The sequence below is a fragment of the Patulibacter sp. genome, assembly GCF_030655195.1.
Taxonomy (GTDB): Bacteria; Actinomycetota; Thermoleophilia; order Solirubrobacterales; family Solirubrobacteraceae; genus Patulibacter.
In genome coordinates this window covers 18057-32442 of sequence record NZ_JAURWA010000108.1, presented here as the reverse complement: position 1 = coordinate 32442, position 14386 = coordinate 18057, and the positions used below count along the sequence as shown (strand labels likewise).

Sequence of the window (14386 nt, the reverse complement as noted above, 5' to 3'; positions counted from 1 at the left end):
CGTCGCGGTGTACCCGGGGTGCGCGCCACCGGAGCGATCAAATCCCCGCTCCCTGTCGAGCGCTTCTATATTGAGAGCATGACGTCGACGACGAAGCGAGCGGTCTGCACGGTCTGCGACATCGCCTGCCAGCTGAAGGTCACCGTCGAGGACGGTGCGGTGACGAAGATAAGCCCGCCCGACAACCCCGTCGTGCACGACAACTTCTGCGTCAAGGGCCTGCAGGCCCACAAGCTCTACGCTCGGCCGGAACGGATCACGAAGCCGCTCAAGCGCGTCGGCGAGCGCGGGGCGGGGGAGTGGGAGGAGGTCTCGTGGGAGTCGGCGATGGACGACATCGCCGGCCGGTTGAAGGCCGTGGTGGACGAGCACGGGCCGGAGGCGTTCGCGGTCTCGACGTCGAACTGGAACACGAGCGTCGAGGGCGGGATGGGCCGCCGGTTCATGAACGTGCTCGGTTCGGCGAACTGGGTCTCGGGTGTGGCGATGTGCATGGGCAACACTGCGGCGGTGAACAAGATCACGTACGGGTGGTTCCCGTGGCCGGACCTCTTGAACACCGACATGGTGGTGCTGTTCGGGCACAACCCGCGCAAGCACTCGTGGACGCCGATCTACAACCTGATCCGGCAGATGCAGGCCAAGGGCGGCAAGCTGATCGTCCTGGACCCCCGCGTCTCCGGGCAGGCCGTCAACGCGGACGTGCACCTGCAGCTGCGGGCCGGCACGGACGCGGCGATGATGCTCGGCTGGCTGAAGGTCATCTTCGACGAGGGGCTCTACGACGAGGAGTTCGTCCGCGACTGGACCCACGGCTTCGACGAGCTGAAGGAGCGCGTCGACGAGTATCCGCTGGAGCGCGTCGAAGAGATCACCGGCGTGCCGCGCGAGCAGATCGCGCAGGCCGCTCGCATGTACGCCGGCGCGCGCTCCGCGGCGATCCCGTGGGGACCGACGCTGGACCAGCAGGTGTCGTCGACCTCGGCGATCCGCCTGCAGGCGATCCTCCGCGCGGTCTGCGGGCACCTCGACGTGCCCGGCGGCGAGCTGATGTACGGCTTCAACGAGGAGATGACCTCCGAGTCGATCATGGAGCTGCACGAGGCGCTGACGCCGGAGCAGCGAGCCAAGCAGCTGGGCTACGACACCCACCCGGTCTACACGCACCGGGTCGGCGAGATGCTCGCGCCGCACACCAAGCGGGTGCATGGCCACGAGTACGCCAACGTCGTGATGGGGTCGTACATGGCCAACCCCACCGACCTGTTCCGGGCGATGGACACCGGCGATCCGTATCCGGTGAAGGCGTTCTTCACGCTGGGCAACAACACGCTGATGAGCTACCCGAACCAGCAGCAGGTCCGGCGGGCGTTGATGAACCAGGACCTGATCGTCGCGCACGAGCTGTTCATGACCCCGACCGCGCAGCTGGCCGACTACGTGCTGCCCGGGGACACGTGGCTGGAGCGACCGAACGTGCACGACAGCTTCGGGTGGCGGTCGTGGCTCATCACCTCGGAGCAGGCCACGCAGCCCCCCGGCGAGTGCCGCAGCGTCTTCGCGTTCTGGCGCGACCTGGCCGTGCGGATGGGGATGGAGGAGCACTTCCCGTGGGGGACGATCGAGGACCTCCTCGACGAGCGCCTGAAGCCGCTGGACATGAGCTTCCAGGAGTTCACCGAGCGCCACGACATGCGGATCGCGCCGAACCCGTACCGCTCGTACCGGAAGACCGGGTTCGGGACGCCGACGGGCAAGGTCGAGCTGTACTCCACGATCCTCGACGAGCTCGGCTTCGACCCGCTCCCGTACCACCGCGCTCCGCCGCAGAACGCGGACTATCCCTACAACGTCTTCATCGGGGTGCGTGAGGACCCGTACTTCCAGACCGGCCAGCGGCAGCTGCCGTCGCTGCGGAAGATGTCGCCGGTCCCCAAGACGTTCGTGCACCCCGACGACGCCGCCCGTGAAGGGCTCGTCGAGGGCGACTGGGCCGAGGTCTCGACCCCGCACGGCAAGCTCTCCGCGATCGTCGAGCTGCGGCCCGACATGCGCGCCGGCCACCTGCGGGTGCCGCACGGCTGGTGGTTCCCGGAGCTCATCGACGAGATCCCCGGCGGCGGGTCCGACGAGCACAACGACGGGATGCTGATCAACGACACCGACGAGCACCTCGACCGCGAGCAGGGCGTCCCGCACTTCAAGGGCTTCGGCGGTCGCATCGACCGCCTCGACGGCCCGCCCGCCCATTGGGCCGGCGTGCTGCACCAGCCCCGCCCCGCGGACCGACCCGTCACGCCGGCATGAAGACCCGCAAGGACAAGGTGGCGCTCGCCGTACGTGAGCGCCGCGCCGCGGTCGAGCTGACGCTGCTCAACCGCGCGCTGCGCAACGACAAGGGCCCCGTCGACCGTCTCGTCACGAAGATCGTGCTCACGCAGATCCCCGACGTGCCCGACGACCAGACCGGCGGCGGCGCGGGACAGCGCGGGCGGCTGGACGCGCCGCGGCGTCCTTGACCGCCCAACGCCGACGCATGCCGCTCTACGAGGTCCTGACCACCCACGATGCCCTGGACGACGATCGGCGTGCCGAGCTCGCCGCCGGGATCACCGCGATCCACGTCGAGGAGACCGGGGCTCCGGCGTCCTTCGTCCACGTGGTCTTCGCCGAGGTGCCAACGACCGCGGCGTACACCGGGGGTGAACCAAGCAATCCGGTGATCGTGCGAGGCCAGATCCGCGCCGGTCGCCCGCCCGAGGTCCGACGGGCGATTCTCGAGCACACCTCGGCCCTCTGCGCCGCCGTCACCCGCGTGCCGGCCAAGGACGTGCTGGTCGCGGTGGTCGACGTGCCCGCAAGCTGGGCGATGGAAGGCGGCCAGATCTTCCCCGACCCCGACCCGGCGGCCGAGCGCGAATTCGCCGACCGGGCCGCCGCAGACCGACCCCCGACCCAGGACACCTGACCCATGCCGTTCTCCACCGCCGCCACCGACGAGCGCTTTCTGACCGACGCCCCGAAGCGCTACGAGCAGACCTTCGCGATCCCCCGTCCTGCGGCGCAGGTCTGGGAGGACCTGACCGCAGACGCGCCGCTCAGCTGGTGCCGCGCGCTCGGCCCGAAGGGTGTGACCTGGACGTCGCCCCGCCCGTTCGGCGTCGGGACCACCCGCCAGGCTCGCGTGCTGAAGGGCCTGCTCGTCGTGCAGGAGAGGTACTTCGCGTGGGACGAGGGCCACCGCCAGGCATTCGCCGCTACCGCGGTCAACCTGCCACTCGTCAGACGTCTCGCAGAGGAGCACGTCATCGAGCCCGACGGACCCGACGCCTGCACCCTGCGGTGGCTCATCGCAGTCCAGCCGACAGCGGCCGGCCGTCCCGGCGGACCGCTGAACGCCGCGATCTTCCGATCGTTCTTCAAGGACACCGCGCGCCACTACGGCGCTTCGACCTCCTAGAACGCCCGTCGAAAACCGACCGGAGACCGTCATCGGCGCGGCTTGTCGACGGAACCCACCCCGCTTCGGCGCGGTGTCCCAGTCGAGGATCGGCTGTGGGCCAGGGTTAGCGTGGTCGGCCGTCGCGCGGCTGTCACCGTACCTGCAGGACCCAGCAGTCCTCGACGAAGTCGATGAGGCCCGTCGCGCTCTGCCCGGTGCCGATGTAGAACACGCCGTCGGGGTAGGTCCGGCGAATGCGCTCAGGGGACCAGAGGACGTCGGTGATCCGGCGATTGACGCGTTCGGCCTCGTCGCGCGACCTCGCCAGAACTTCAACGATCCACACAACATCACCGCCGGCTGCCGTCCTGCGACTCAACGCGTCGACCTCGGGGACGGCGCGCACCCGATCTTCTGCTTCGGCGAGGGCGCCTTCGACGTCGGGGTCGAGCACCGCGTGGTACCACCGCCGGTTGTCGTCGTAGGTTGCTCGTTCGGCCTCGAACCGCTCGAACTCGCGCTGGACGGCCGCGACAGCTCGAACCATGTCCGTCGGCTCCATCTGCGGCAGATCGTCGAACGGGACGGATCCAGCGCTCCAGGCCTGCCCACGGACACGGACCGCGATTTGGCCGCTTCGTGCGCGGGCCCACTCGAGCGCGGCTGCGAGGTTCGACTCGAACGTCTCGGATTCCCCGGTCGGGTCGACCTCGGCGCTGATGTGGGGCGGGTCGAACTCTTCGGCGTCGTGCAGGTCAACGAAAGCCATCGGAGGAGCCATCTAGGGATCCTCTCAGCGCCGCCGCTCGCTTTTGGCGCAGACCGTCCCGGCAGACGATCGACTGCGGCGCGGCGTCGTCGGTCTGGGCGGTGTTGCGCGCCTACGTGAGCGGGACGCTTGCGCGATGAACAACCTCATGATCGGCTACGCCCGCGTCTCGACGAAGGGCCAGGATCTCACTGCGCAGCGCAACGCCCTGCATGCGCTCGGTGTCGGGCCTGACCGGGTCTACATCGACCACGGTCTCACGGGCACGAATCGTGCGCGACCGGGGCTCCGCGAAGCGCTCGCGGCCTGCCGCGAGGGAGACCAGTTGGTCGTCACCAAACTGGACCGCCTCGCCCGTTCGTTGCCCGACGCTCGCGACATCGTCGACGAACTGACGGTCAAGCGGGTCAAGCTCAACCTCGGCGGCTCGATCCACGATCCGAACGACCCGGTGGGTCGGCTGCTGTTCAACGTGCTGGCGATGGTCGCCGAGTTCGAGTCCGACCTGATCCGCATGCGGACCCGCGAAGGACTCGAAGTTGCCCGCGCAGCCGGGCGGCTGCGCGGCCGCAAGCCCAAGCTCACTCCAAACCAGGAGCGTCACCTGGTCGAGCTTCACCACACCAGGGATACGTCGGTCGCTGAGCTCGCGGAGCTCTTCAGTGTCGGACGCTCAACGGTGTACCGGGCGATCGAACGCGCGGAGACGAGAGCGATCGAAGGGACCCCTCCGGCGTCGACGTCCAAGTAGCGCCGAAACGTCGCCGCGACCCCCGGCACCCATGCCAGCGTCCGGCTGTCGTTCGGCTATCGGGATGGCTGGGACGGTGTCGGATTTGGCCTCCCGATGCGCAGTCCGGTGAGGCCTCCGACGAGCGCGAGCGCGACGCACGCCCAGAGGGCGTGGCGGAAGCCGTCGAGGGGGTCGAGGTCGCCGATGGTGGGCAGGAGGGCGATGACGGCGCTGACGCCGATGACGCTGCCGATCTGTCGGGCGGCGTTGACGATGGCGCTCCCGGTCGTGCTGCGGTCGGGCGGGAGCTCGCTGGTCGCGGTCGCGAGGATCTCGGGCAGTGCCAGGCCCGTACCGACGCCGGACAGCAGGAGCCCGGGCAACAGCCGCGCGGCGTAGTCGCTGCCGATGGTGATGCTCGAGAGGGTCAGGACGCACCCGGCGGCGAAAACGGCGCAGCCCAGCGCGACGACGGTGCCGGCGGACAGCCGGGTGCGGAGGCGGGATCCGACGACGGCGAAGATGGGGACCATGAGCGGCCCGGGGGCGACGGCGAGTCCGACGGTGATCGGCCCGTAGTTCCAGACCTCTTGGGCGAAGAGGACGCCGGTGAGGAGGAACCCGGCGAACGCGGCCCCGAACCCGATCGCGCTGATGGTCGACCAGCGGAACGTGCGAACGGCGAGCATGGCGGGCTCGACGAGTGGTCGCGGGTGCGTGGCCATCCGGCGGCCCAGGATGGCCGCGCCGACTAGGGCGACGGCGAACGCGGCCAGGGTGTCAGGTCCGCCCCAGCCCCATTCCTGGCCCTTGACGAGTGCGAGTGCGAGCGCGCCGATGGCGACGATGACGAGCGTGGCGCCGGCGGGGTCGGGTGTGCCGGTCTTCTCGGTCTCGCTGCTGTCTTGCACCACGCGTGCGGCGACGACGAACGCGCCGATGCCGATGGGAATGTTGACGAGGAACACCCAGCGCCAGGAGAGCTCGACGAGGACGCCGCCGACGACCGGTCCGGAGGCGGCGGCGATGGCGCCGGTGGCGGCCCAGATCCGCACGGCGCGGGCGCGGCCGGGTCCGTCGAACGCGGCGACGAGCAGCCCGAGGCTGGTCGGGGTCAGGGCGGCGGCACCGATGGCCTGCAGGACGCGGGCGGCGACGAGCGTCCAGAGCGAGGGTGCGACGGCGCAGGCGAGGCTGGCGACGGTGAAGAGGGCGACGCCGAAGAGGAAGCCGGTCTTGCGGCTGTGCTGGTCGGCGTAGCGGCCGATCGGGATCAGCAGCGCGGCGTAGACGATGGCGTAGGCGTTGAGGACCCAGCTCTGGTCGGCGAGTGGTTGGTCGGGGAAGCTCTCGCCGATGTCGCGGAACGCGACGTTGACGATGAAGAGGTCCAGGCTCGCCATGAACGCGGCGAGCGACAGGACGCCGAGGACGACGCCGGGCCCGCCGCCGCCCTTCCGGGTCTCAGGCATTGAGGATCAGGAGGGTCGAGGTGGCGTTGGCGACGAGCTTGCCTGCGGGGTCGCGGATCTCGGCCTCCGCGAACGCGATGCGTCGGCCGGGCTTGGTGACCCAGCCGCGGATCGTCAGCTCGGTGCCGCCCATGACCGGCCGCATGTAGTTGACCTTGATCTCGGTCGACGTGTAGCCGACGCCCGCGGGCAGCGTGGTGTGGACGGCACAGCCGGCCGCGCTGTCCAGGGCGGTGCAGATCAGGCCGCCGTGGACGATCCCGAGCGGGTTGTACGTCGACTCGTCCGGGACGCACCGAAAGACGATTTCGCCTTCCGACGCCGTGACCCCTTCGAGATTGATCAGCTTCGCGATCGGCGACTGCGGCAGCCCGCCGTCGCCCATGGCGTTGAGGTAGTCCAGGCCGCTCATCTGCAGTCCGACCTGGGCGGTCGGGACAGGGTCGTGCCAGGTGATCGTGCGGGAGCGCTCGGGGCCCCACGAGGAGGGATCGCCGACCTGCGGGGGCGTCGTGTCAGACATCGGAGCTTTCGGGTTCGAACGGAACGGAAGCGGTGAGGCGCGGGCCTCAGAGGCCCGCGTTCTCGGCGCGGAGCGCATCGAGGGTCGTGGCGTGGAGGCGTTGCTTGATCGTGGTGAGGGTCTCGGGGTGCTTCCCGGCCTGCGCGGCCGCCCACGCGACCGCGCGGCCGACGACGTCCCGCTCAGGGCAGACCTCGTCAACGATCCCCGCGGCCAGGGCATCGGCGCCGCCGTACCGACGGCCGGTAGTCATCGCCTCGTGGGCCGTGCGCGGCGGGAGCCGGGCGGCGAGGAGGGCCGTCATGCCGGGCGTGAACGGGATCCGGATGTCGCTCTCGGGGACGCAGAAGTAGCCGCGGTCCTCGCGCATCACGATCCGGTCGTGCGCGACCGCGAGCATCGCCCCTGCCGCGAAGACGTGCCCCTGGACCGCCGCGACCGTTGGCACCCCGGCCTCGAGGACGCGCGCGAAGAGCTCGTGGACGCGGGTGACGAACGCGGGGACCTCCGCCTGGTTGGCGCCCATCCATTCGAGGTCGAGGCCGTTGGACCAGAACTTGCCCGTCGCGGTCGTGACGAGGGCCCGCGGGGCCTCGGTCCGCAGCACCTCGCCTAGGGCGTCCTCGACGCCCTGGACCCAGGTGGGTGAGAAGCGGTTCTCGCCGTCGCCGAGGTCCAGGACGAAGACGTCGTCGATGCGGGTGAGCGTGGGCATGGCCGTACTGTTGCACATGTTCTAGAACGCATGACGGTATGGTGGGTGCATGGCTCGGCCGCGACTGCACGACCTCGACGGTCTCCTCGACGCCGCGGAGCAGCTGTTGGCCGAGGGCGACGACCGCGCGGTCACCATCCGCGCCGTGGCGGAGCGCTCCGGCGCGTCGAGTGGCTCGCTCTACCACGCGTTCGGCTCCAGGAACGAGCTGCTCGGGCAGCTCTGGCTCCGCGCAGCCCGTCGCTTCCTCGAGCTGCAGCAGAACGTCGTCGACGCCCACCTCGCCGCCGGGAGCGGCTGGGACGGCGCCGTCGCGGCCACCGTTGCCGCCGCGACCGTCCTTCGTGACCTGAACGAGACCGCCCCGGCGAGCGCCCGGGTCCTGATCCGGCACCGCCGGGAGGCCCTGATCGCCGACGGACTCCCCAACGGTCTGGCCGGCGACCTCCGCGACCTCGACGGTGAGCTCCTGGCCGTTCTGCGGCGCCTGGCCCACGCACTATTCGGTGCCGCGGAACGGCAGACCATCGAGACCGTCGCGATCTGCGTGGTCGACCTCCCGTCAGCGCTGCTCGATGGCCGACGCCCGCGATCGATCGATCCCGCGGCGGCACTCGGCGCCGCAGTCCGCGGCATCCTGAACGAGGCACGCGACGGGCTCACGCACACCGACTGAGGCCGGCGTCACTGCACCGGGGAAGGTGTCCCGGTTGACGATCCGTTGCGAGACGATCATCGCCGTACCGTGCTCCGATGAGTCCTGGGAGCGGGTGGAGTCGTGTCTTTGAATGTGCATCGACGAGGGGGACGTGTGATCACGACGGAGGACATGCATCTCGCCGACGGGCGCACCCTGAGGGTCTACGTCGCCGAGCCTGAAGCGACGCCTGTGGTCCTGACGGTGCTCTGGCATCACGGGACGCCGAACGTGGGCGAGCCGCCGGTACCACTCCTGCCCGTAGCCGCTGGGCTCGGCGTCCGATGGGTGTCGTTCGATCGACCGGGCTACGGCGGATCCACGGCGATGCCGGGGCGAACGTTGGCGTCGGTGGCCTTGGACGGCGTCGAGGTGGTCGACCGATTGGGGGTGGACCGCTTCGCGGTGATGGGCCACTCCGGAGGTGCCAGTCACGCTCTCGCGACGGCCGCGACTCTCGGAGATCGGGCGTCCGGCGCGGTCCTCGCCGCGCCGCTGGCACCCCGAAGAGCATTCGGACCCCTCGACTGGTTCGACGGGATGGGCGCGGCAGGAGACGCGGAGCTCCAGGCCGCCGGCAGAGGTCGTGCTGCGCTGGAGCGCCACCTCGCAGCGACGGCGTTCGATCCTGAGCAGTTCACCTCGTCTGATCACGAAGCGCTGGGCGGCCCGTGGGGGTGGCTCGGGACGGTGGCCGAGCGGGCCCTCGATGGTGGGCTCGACGGAATGGTCGACGACGACCTTGCGCTGGTGGACTACTGGGCCTGCGACCTCGAACGGGTGAGCTGCCCGGTCCTCGCTCTGCACGGCGAGCGGGACCGCATCGCGCCCGTGGCGCACAGCGAGTGGATCACCCACCGCCTGGCGGACGCGACGCTCTGGCGCGCCCCGAACGACGGCCACATCTCAATCCTGAACGACGCAGACCGAGCGCTCGCGTGGCTGTCGCGGCGTACAAGCACCGGGAGCTGAGCAACCGTCCCGGTAGACGATCCGCAGGGGACTCGTCCTATCGGATTATCGAGCGACCCCGCTGCGAGTGACTTCTCCGCCCGCGGCTGTCGGTGTCGCGAAATCCTCGTCGTCGGCTTCGCCGGCCGCCTCCTCGCGATCGACCCGCGCGAGTTCCTCACCCAGGATGTTCTCGGCGACCTGACGCACCGGTAGTAGCTCCGGCTCGTCCCAGCTGCGGAACTCGTTGAGGGTTTCCTCGATGCCGGGCCGACGGGAGCCCGTCCAGCTCGAGGGCGTCCGCGAGTAGACGATTCCTGCCAGCGTCTGATCGGAGACTCCCGTCCGCACGAGTACCAGGACTCGCGCACGGTACGCGTCCCACGACATCGGGTTGTCCAGCAAGTTCCGTGCGATTCGCCAGTCGTCTTCTTGTCGTGTGGCCAGCTTGTCGGCCATCCACGCGGTGATCGAGTGGTCTCCTCGGTCGATGACCTTGAGGACGTCCTGTGCAAGGACGGAGCCCATGGTGTGGTCGTCGGTCAGCAGCGTGAGGGCGCGCAACCGGTCAGCAGGCGTGACTTCGAAGGTGAGGTTTTCCAGCATCCCGAAGGGGAAGTCCCACCGTTCCTGGGTCGGATACCGGTCTCCGGATGCGCAAGCTGCGTCGATACGAGCCCACACCCACCTCATCACGCTCCCCGGCGCCAGCGACTCAAGTATCTCCACGACGACTCCGGCGTGTCTATCAGCACGCGGGTAACTCGACGCGGACAGTTCGACCAGCCGCACGAGCTCTTCGATCACATCGGAACCGAGATTGGTGCGCGGCGCTCGCCGGGGTCGGAAATCGAGGGACAGAAGGAGGAAGTACAGGCGGTCGAGGTCGCCGTCGCTACATGCGGCGAGTGCAATGTCGAGTGCCCATCTCGCGGCCGGGCTGGTCCGATTCACGACACGCGCGGCAGCGGACCGTACGCCCGGGTCCGGATCAGCGGCAAGCTCCGTGAGCGCCTCCGCCCACCGTTCCTCGCCAAGCGCTGCCAGAGCGGAGGTCATGGTCCGTCGTGCACCCACGTTCCGCGCTCGCCACCGACGAACTCGTTCCGCGTCGCCGTCGGCCTCCATGATGCGTGTCAGCGCGCGACTCGCATCGGGAAGGAGCGTCGAGTGCCGGTCTGCGAGACCGTCGATATGCGGGGCCATCGCCCGCCAATCGGCCGAGACGGCTGCGTCCAGCAGCTCGGCGAGATGCGGACGCGCGAGGTCGACCTGCGCTTCCTGCGCCTCCGCGATCCAGGTCTCCCATCGGCGGAGGGTGGACGCGGTATCCGTCCTCAACAGATGCGTATGCGCGGCCTCTGCTAGTCCGGCTTGCTGCTCCTCGTCCGTAAGTAGATGTCGCTCGAACCTGGGCGCGAGGACAGCGCCGAACTCGGCGACATCCAGGCCAGCCTCAGCCCCAGGGGCCAACAGGTCATTCATCAGGTGCCGGACCGGCACGGAATACCGCGCTCGATCATCGTGAAGGGAGGCGCCAATGCCGCCGACCGTCTCCGAAGCGATCTCCGCGAGTTCGGCGGAAATCTCCGCTGATCGCCCGCCGTGACCTCGAGCAGCACGGAGGACTGGTTCGAGATCCTTCAGGGTCCGTACTACGGCCCGCGGCGTGACGTGGGGTAGGACCCCGAGCAGCAATTCGGAGCCCGCCCGCAGAACTCCCCGAGTCGCGGCCGACGCGGGCAGCACGCACTCGGTAAGGAAGATGGTCCGCTCGTCCTCGGCCGACGCGTGACTCGCGTCGAAGGTCAGCGTCAGCATGGCCATAGCGGCCGCCATGGCCGCCTCCGGCGCGCCGGGTGCCGGCCCGGTCGAACTCTGGTGACGACGCCAGAAACGTCCTGAGATGTTGGTCATCGCCGCCTGAACCGACGCGAGAATCGCGCCATCATGCGGGCCCGTGCCGAGGGGTACCCTCGGATAGACGTTGCGTATGTCGTCCCTCGTCGCCTTCTGCTGACTAGAAGATGCGTCCGAGGCGAAGATCAGCCGAGCAACTTCGAGCAACAAGGTCCAGCCGGCGTCGAACGTCGGGAACCTCTTCGCCAGCAACTCCGCAGCCAGCCGCAGCGTGTCGACGTCGACCAGCGCTCCTTCATCGCACCGGCGCACGAGTTCGCGAACGATCTCCTCGGCGAGCGTCGGTACGCCGGAAGCCGCCTCGTGCATGACCGTCAATACGACGCCAGGCTCGTGCTCGATGCGCCCTCGGCACCAGGTCGCAACGGCATCGAGCGCCGGTTCGGAAGCTTCGATGGTGCGGGACGTGGCACCGGCGAGCGCGCGGGCCGCGGCTTCGGCGTTGAGGTCGGCCACGACCGGCCAGACGTCCCGGTAGGGCGCCGCGCTTCGAGGTCGAGCCCCGAGAAACGCGTCACGGAGCACCACCTCCGAAAGGACGTCTGCGCTGAAAGCGAAGGGCGCGCTGGGGTCTCCAGTGCCGATGAGAACGCCGCCGTCAGCGAGGTCGTTCACCGCCCTTCGCAGCTCGACCCTCGACATGTCGAGCAGTGGGCCGATCGCTTCCGCGGTCGCATCGTCGGCGGTCGAAAGCCGGCCGGCAGCGGCGACAATCGCTGCGGTCTCGTACAGGACACGCGAGTCGAGCCCAGACGCGGCGGCGATCGTTGCGAGTAGCTCGTGGACGTGCTTGAGGAGCGCTTCGTCGCCGCCGAGGTCCCGAACAGTTCCGCCCGACGAGAGGACTCGGTGCGCGACGATGGCGATGAACGGGTTGCCGTCGGCGATCCTGATGACGGCCTCGTACGCACGGTCGTAGTCCAAAGCCGGCTCGATCCGCCGAACCAAGCGTCCGATCGCTCTGTTCGACATCCTGCGCACGTCGTGCCGGGCCACCGGAATGTTGCTGTCGTCGAGGCCGCGAAGGATCTGCGTCGAGTATCCGGGCCGCGCGGTGAGGATCAGTGTCGCGGGGCCCGACCGTCTCGAAACGACGTCGACGACCTGCGCGAGGTCGGGGCGGCGATGTGCGTCATCGATGATCAGGACGAGGGAGTCGTTCCCTGCGCTCTCGGCCGGAAGTCGACCGAAGTCGACGTTCGTGCTTGCACGCAGAAGTCCGACGCGATCCGCGCCCACCTGCCGCGAGATTTCAAGAGCCAGCCGGGTCTTACCGACGCCTCCAGGACCCTCCAGAAACAGAGATTTCCCTCTCGCTACATCGGCGAGAGCACGTTCTCCGACGATCCGGCGGCCGGTGAAAGGAGCAGCTGAGCCGCCCACGGCGGCCTGCATCGATGCGAGCTGGTCGTCAGGTGAGCGAAAGAGCGGGAATGCCGGGGCTGGCAGGCCGAGAAGCCGAGTCCGTAGTTCAAGGTGCTCCGGACGCAGCAGCGCGTTGACCAGCCACCCTTGGTCCAAGACCTCGACGCGGTACAGCCGGCCCTTGCACGCGCGGGTCAGGTCTCGGAGGCCTCGGGCACTTGTCCGGCGGTTCGTCACAGCCACGATGCACCTCGGGGCGTGTCCGAAAGCGTCAATCCGCCCCAACTCGTCGCTGATCTTCGCCTTCCACCGTCGTTCCAAGGAGATAGACACCAGCAGCTCATCGGACTCCGCCATCCAGGGGCCACCGGCGCCGTCCCGGGCCTCGTCCCCCGGCCCTCCCGTGTGACGGATGGTGGGCTCGACCGCCTGCAGAAGCTGAATGACGGCGAGCTCGAACGCACGATGATCCGTCAGTCCATCAAGAGCGGTCCGCGTCGATTCGACCGCACCGGGAATCGTCGATGCCGCCGCCAGCGCCTGACGAAAGCGCTCGCTACTCAATAGTTCAGGTGATTCGCCCATCGATGTTCACTTTCGCGGGCCGACCGGCGGGTAAGGCCTCCGTGGAAGTGAGGAGACCGTTCGAAACCCAGCTCGGGCCCGCACCCCTCGAACTGCTCGTCCCGAAAAAGGGCCGTTCGCCGATGGGTTGCGCCTAAGTCCGATGCCGTGAGCCCTCAGCTGCGCTGGTCGTGGGCGCGAGGGTCGCGGCCCTGGGCACATCGCTTCGGTTGACGGTGATGTCCGTCCATCCGAGCACGGCGACTCGAAGTCGACGCCGTCTCGGTCGGTACCGCCAGGATCGCCTCGGGAACGTGAGGCCCTCATCGGAGAGCCTGTCGGGCCGACTGGATCGCGCTACGCAAAAGCGCTGCGCACACCCGACTCCGAACCCGCTACGCAAAAGCGCTACGCAAAAATCCGGACCGCATCCGGAGGGCCGTTAGAAGTGCCCCCTGGAATGGCGAAAGCCCCGTCTTGGACGGGGCTTTCGTGGTGACCGCTGAGGTGGAGCTAGACGGGCTCGAACCGTCGACCTCCTGCATGCCATGCAGGCGCTCTTCCAGCTGAGCTATAGCCCCAGCGCGACGAGCAAGGTACCACGGGCGGAGCGGAGCGGGTCGTGCGGGTGGGCGGTCGGGTCGGTCGTCCCCGGCTCGATCGGGGCGTGCGGGCGGTCAGCGCGTGAAGTCCCACGTCGTCTGGCTCGAGACCACGCCGTGGCGGAAGCCCGCTCCCAGGACGGGGTGCACGCGGAAGACGGAGAACTCGATCGGCCGGATCCCCGGGGTCGCCGGGTCGTCATGGACGACGCCGCCCTCCACGGCGCGGAGGTCCCACGGGTCGGTGCCGTACTTCTCGGTGAAGGCGGTCACGAACGTGCGGAGGGTCTCGTGGTCGGCGATGCGCTCGGCAGGCCCTTCGAGGACGACGTCCAGGTCCGCCGACGGAGAGCCGTGGGTCGTGGCGAGGGTGCAGTGCGGGTTCTCGGCCAGGGTCCGTGCCTTGCGCTCGTGCGCGCTCGTCGTGAACCAGAGAGCGTCGTCGTGCCAGACGGCGACGACCGGCGAGGTGCTCGGCCGGCCGTCGGGGCGGACGGTCGAGATCCAGAGGACCTCGGCGTCCCGGACGGCGTCGCGGCCGGTCGACCAGCCGACGGGGGTGCCGCCGTGGTCGGAGTAGCCGTGGACCTCGGCTGTCGGCTCGCTCCTGCGGGGCATCTCGGCGCTCCTCTG

13 protein-coding genes and 1 tRNA gene are annotated in these 14386 nt (G+C 69.2%); 7 read left to right on the top strand and 7 right to left on the bottom strand.

Going from position 1 to position 14386, the window contains the following annotated elements; all coding sequences use genetic code 11:
* Positions 1–78 precede the first annotated feature (78 nt).
* The 4 genes from Q7T67_RS11295 to Q7T67_RS11280 are packed head-to-tail and all read left to right on the top strand — an operon-like array spanning position 79 to position 3460.
* Positions 79–2307, top strand: coding sequence for a molybdopterin-dependent oxidoreductase (locus Q7T67_RS11295; RefSeq protein WP_304789157.1), 2229 nt, complete (start codon positions 79–81; stop codon positions 2305–2307).
* Positions 2304–2519, top strand: a complete 216-nt coding sequence (locus Q7T67_RS11290) for a hypothetical protein (protein WP_304789155.1) — start codon at positions 2304–2306, stop codon at positions 2517–2519. Before Q7T67_RS11295 ends, Q7T67_RS11290 begins: the two co-directional genes overlap by 4 nt.
* 17 nt (positions 2520–2536) lie before the next feature.
* Positions 2537–2968, top strand: coding sequence for a tautomerase family protein (locus tag Q7T67_RS11285; protein WP_304789152.1), 432 nt, complete (start codon positions 2537–2539; stop codon positions 2966–2968).
* A gap of 3 nt (positions 2969–2971) precedes the next feature.
* On the top strand, positions 2972–3460 hold the full coding sequence (locus Q7T67_RS11280; RefSeq protein ID WP_304789149.1) for an SRPBCC family protein: 489 nt from the start codon (positions 2972–2974) through the stop codon (positions 3458–3460).
* Between the two features lie 133 nt (positions 3461–3593).
* Here the strand turns inward: Q7T67_RS11280 and Q7T67_RS11275 are convergent, their stop codons facing one another.
* Positions 3594–4223 carry a hypothetical protein gene (locus Q7T67_RS11275; protein WP_304789143.1) on the bottom strand — a complete coding sequence of 210 codons (630 nt, stop codon included), beginning with the start codon at positions 4221–4223 and terminating at the stop codon, positions 3594–3596.
* 124 nt (positions 4224–4347) lie between these two features.
* On the opposite strand from Q7T67_RS11275, the gene Q7T67_RS11270 reads away from it, so the two are divergent.
* A complete protein-coding gene (locus tag Q7T67_RS11270; protein ID WP_304789141.1) occupies positions 4348–4962 on the top strand; it encodes a recombinase family protein in 615 nt (204 codons plus the stop codon).
* 56 nt (positions 4963–5018) lie between these two features.
* On the opposite strand, the gene Q7T67_RS11265 is transcribed toward Q7T67_RS11270, so the two are convergent.
* From Q7T67_RS11265 to Q7T67_RS11255, 3 genes are read right to left on the bottom strand one after another with little or no spacing between them, the layout of a single operon-like run.
* On the bottom strand, positions 5019–6416 hold the full coding sequence (locus Q7T67_RS11265) for an MFS transporter (protein WP_304789139.1): 1398 nt from the start codon (positions 6414–6416) through the stop codon (positions 5019–5021).
* Positions 6409–6939, bottom strand: coding sequence for a PaaI family thioesterase (locus tag Q7T67_RS11260; protein ID WP_304789137.1), 531 nt, complete (start codon positions 6937–6939; stop codon positions 6409–6411). The genes Q7T67_RS11265 and Q7T67_RS11260 overlap by 8 nt, the downstream gene beginning before the upstream one ends.
* A gap of 46 nt (positions 6940–6985) precedes the next feature.
* Positions 6986–7654 (bottom strand): enoyl-CoA hydratase/isomerase family protein, encoded by a 669-nt coding sequence (locus Q7T67_RS11255; RefSeq protein ID WP_304789134.1) that lies wholly within the window; start codon positions 7652–7654, stop codon positions 6986–6988.
* A gap of 49 nt (positions 7655–7703) precedes the next feature.
* Between Q7T67_RS11255 and Q7T67_RS11250 the strand changes: the two genes are divergently transcribed.
* Both Q7T67_RS11250 and Q7T67_RS11245 read left to right on the top strand, forming a co-directional pair.
* Positions 7704–8330, top strand: coding sequence for a TetR/AcrR family transcriptional regulator (locus Q7T67_RS11250; protein WP_304789131.1), 627 nt, complete (start codon positions 7704–7706; stop codon positions 8328–8330).
* Between the two features lie 135 nt (positions 8331–8465).
* Positions 8466–9323 (top strand): alpha/beta fold hydrolase, encoded by an 858-nt coding sequence (locus Q7T67_RS11245; protein ID WP_304789129.1) that lies wholly within the window; start codon positions 8466–8468, stop codon positions 9321–9323.
* A gap of 45 nt (positions 9324–9368) precedes the next feature.
* Here the strand turns inward: Q7T67_RS11245 and Q7T67_RS11240 are convergent, their stop codons facing one another.
* The 3 genes from Q7T67_RS11240 to Q7T67_RS11230 form a co-directional block, all read right to left on the bottom strand.
* Positions 9369–13172 (bottom strand): hypothetical protein, encoded by a 3804-nt coding sequence (locus Q7T67_RS11240; protein ID WP_304789126.1) that lies wholly within the window; start codon positions 13170–13172, stop codon positions 9369–9371.
* A gap of 487 nt (positions 13173–13659) precedes the next feature.
* Positions 13660–13732 (bottom strand) — tRNA-Ala (locus Q7T67_RS11235).
* A 96-nt stretch (positions 13733–13828) separates the two neighbouring features.
* On the bottom strand, positions 13829–14371 hold the full coding sequence (locus tag Q7T67_RS11230; protein WP_304789123.1) for a pyridoxamine 5'-phosphate oxidase family protein: 543 nt from the start codon (positions 14369–14371) through the stop codon (positions 13829–13831).
* Between the last annotated feature and the right edge of the window lie 15 nt (positions 14372–14386).

What these genes read in the sequence shown, in the direction of transcription:
- Q7T67_RS11295 (WP_304789157.1), top strand. Translation starts at nt 79, where the DNA reads ATGACGTCGACGACGAAGCGAGCGGTCTGCACGGTCTGCGACATCGCC.
- Q7T67_RS11290 (WP_304789155.1), top strand. Translation starts at nt 2,304, where the DNA reads ATGAAGACCCGCAAGGACAAGGTGGCGCTCGCCGTACGTGAGCGCCGC.
- Q7T67_RS11285 (WP_304789152.1), top strand. Translation starts at nt 2,537, where the DNA reads ATGCCGCTCTACGAGGTCCTGACCACCCACGATGCCCTGGACGACGAT.
- Q7T67_RS11280 (WP_304789149.1), top strand. Translation starts at nt 2,972, where the DNA reads ATGCCGTTCTCCACCGCCGCCACCGACGAGCGCTTTCTGACCGACGCC.
- Q7T67_RS11275 (WP_304789143.1), bottom strand. Translation starts at nt 4,223, where the DNA reads ATGGCTCCTCCGATGGCTTTCGTTGACCTGCACGACGCCGAAGAGTTC.
- Q7T67_RS11270 (WP_304789141.1), top strand. Translation starts at nt 4,348, where the DNA reads ATGAACAACCTCATGATCGGCTACGCCCGCGTCTCGACGAAGGGCCAG.
- Q7T67_RS11265 (WP_304789139.1), bottom strand. Translation starts at nt 6,416, where the DNA reads ATGCCTGAGACCCGGAAGGGCGGCGGCGGGCCCGGCGTCGTCCTCGGC.
- Q7T67_RS11260 (WP_304789137.1), bottom strand. Translation starts at nt 6,939, where the DNA reads ATGTCTGACACGACGCCCCCGCAGGTCGGCGATCCCTCCTCGTGGGGC.
- Q7T67_RS11255 (WP_304789134.1), bottom strand. Translation starts at nt 7,654, where the DNA reads ATGCCCACGCTCACCCGCATCGACGACGTCTTCGTCCTGGACCTCGGC.
- Q7T67_RS11250 (WP_304789131.1), top strand. Translation starts at nt 7,704, where the DNA reads ATGGCTCGGCCGCGACTGCACGACCTCGACGGTCTCCTCGACGCCGCG.
- Q7T67_RS11240 (WP_304789126.1), bottom strand. Translation starts at nt 13,172, where the DNA reads ATGGGCGAATCACCTGAACTATTGAGTAGCGAGCGCTTTCGTCAGGCG.
- Q7T67_RS11230 (WP_304789123.1), bottom strand. Translation starts at nt 14,371, where the DNA reads ATGCCCCGCAGGAGCGAGCCGACAGCCGAGGTCCACGGCTACTCCGAC.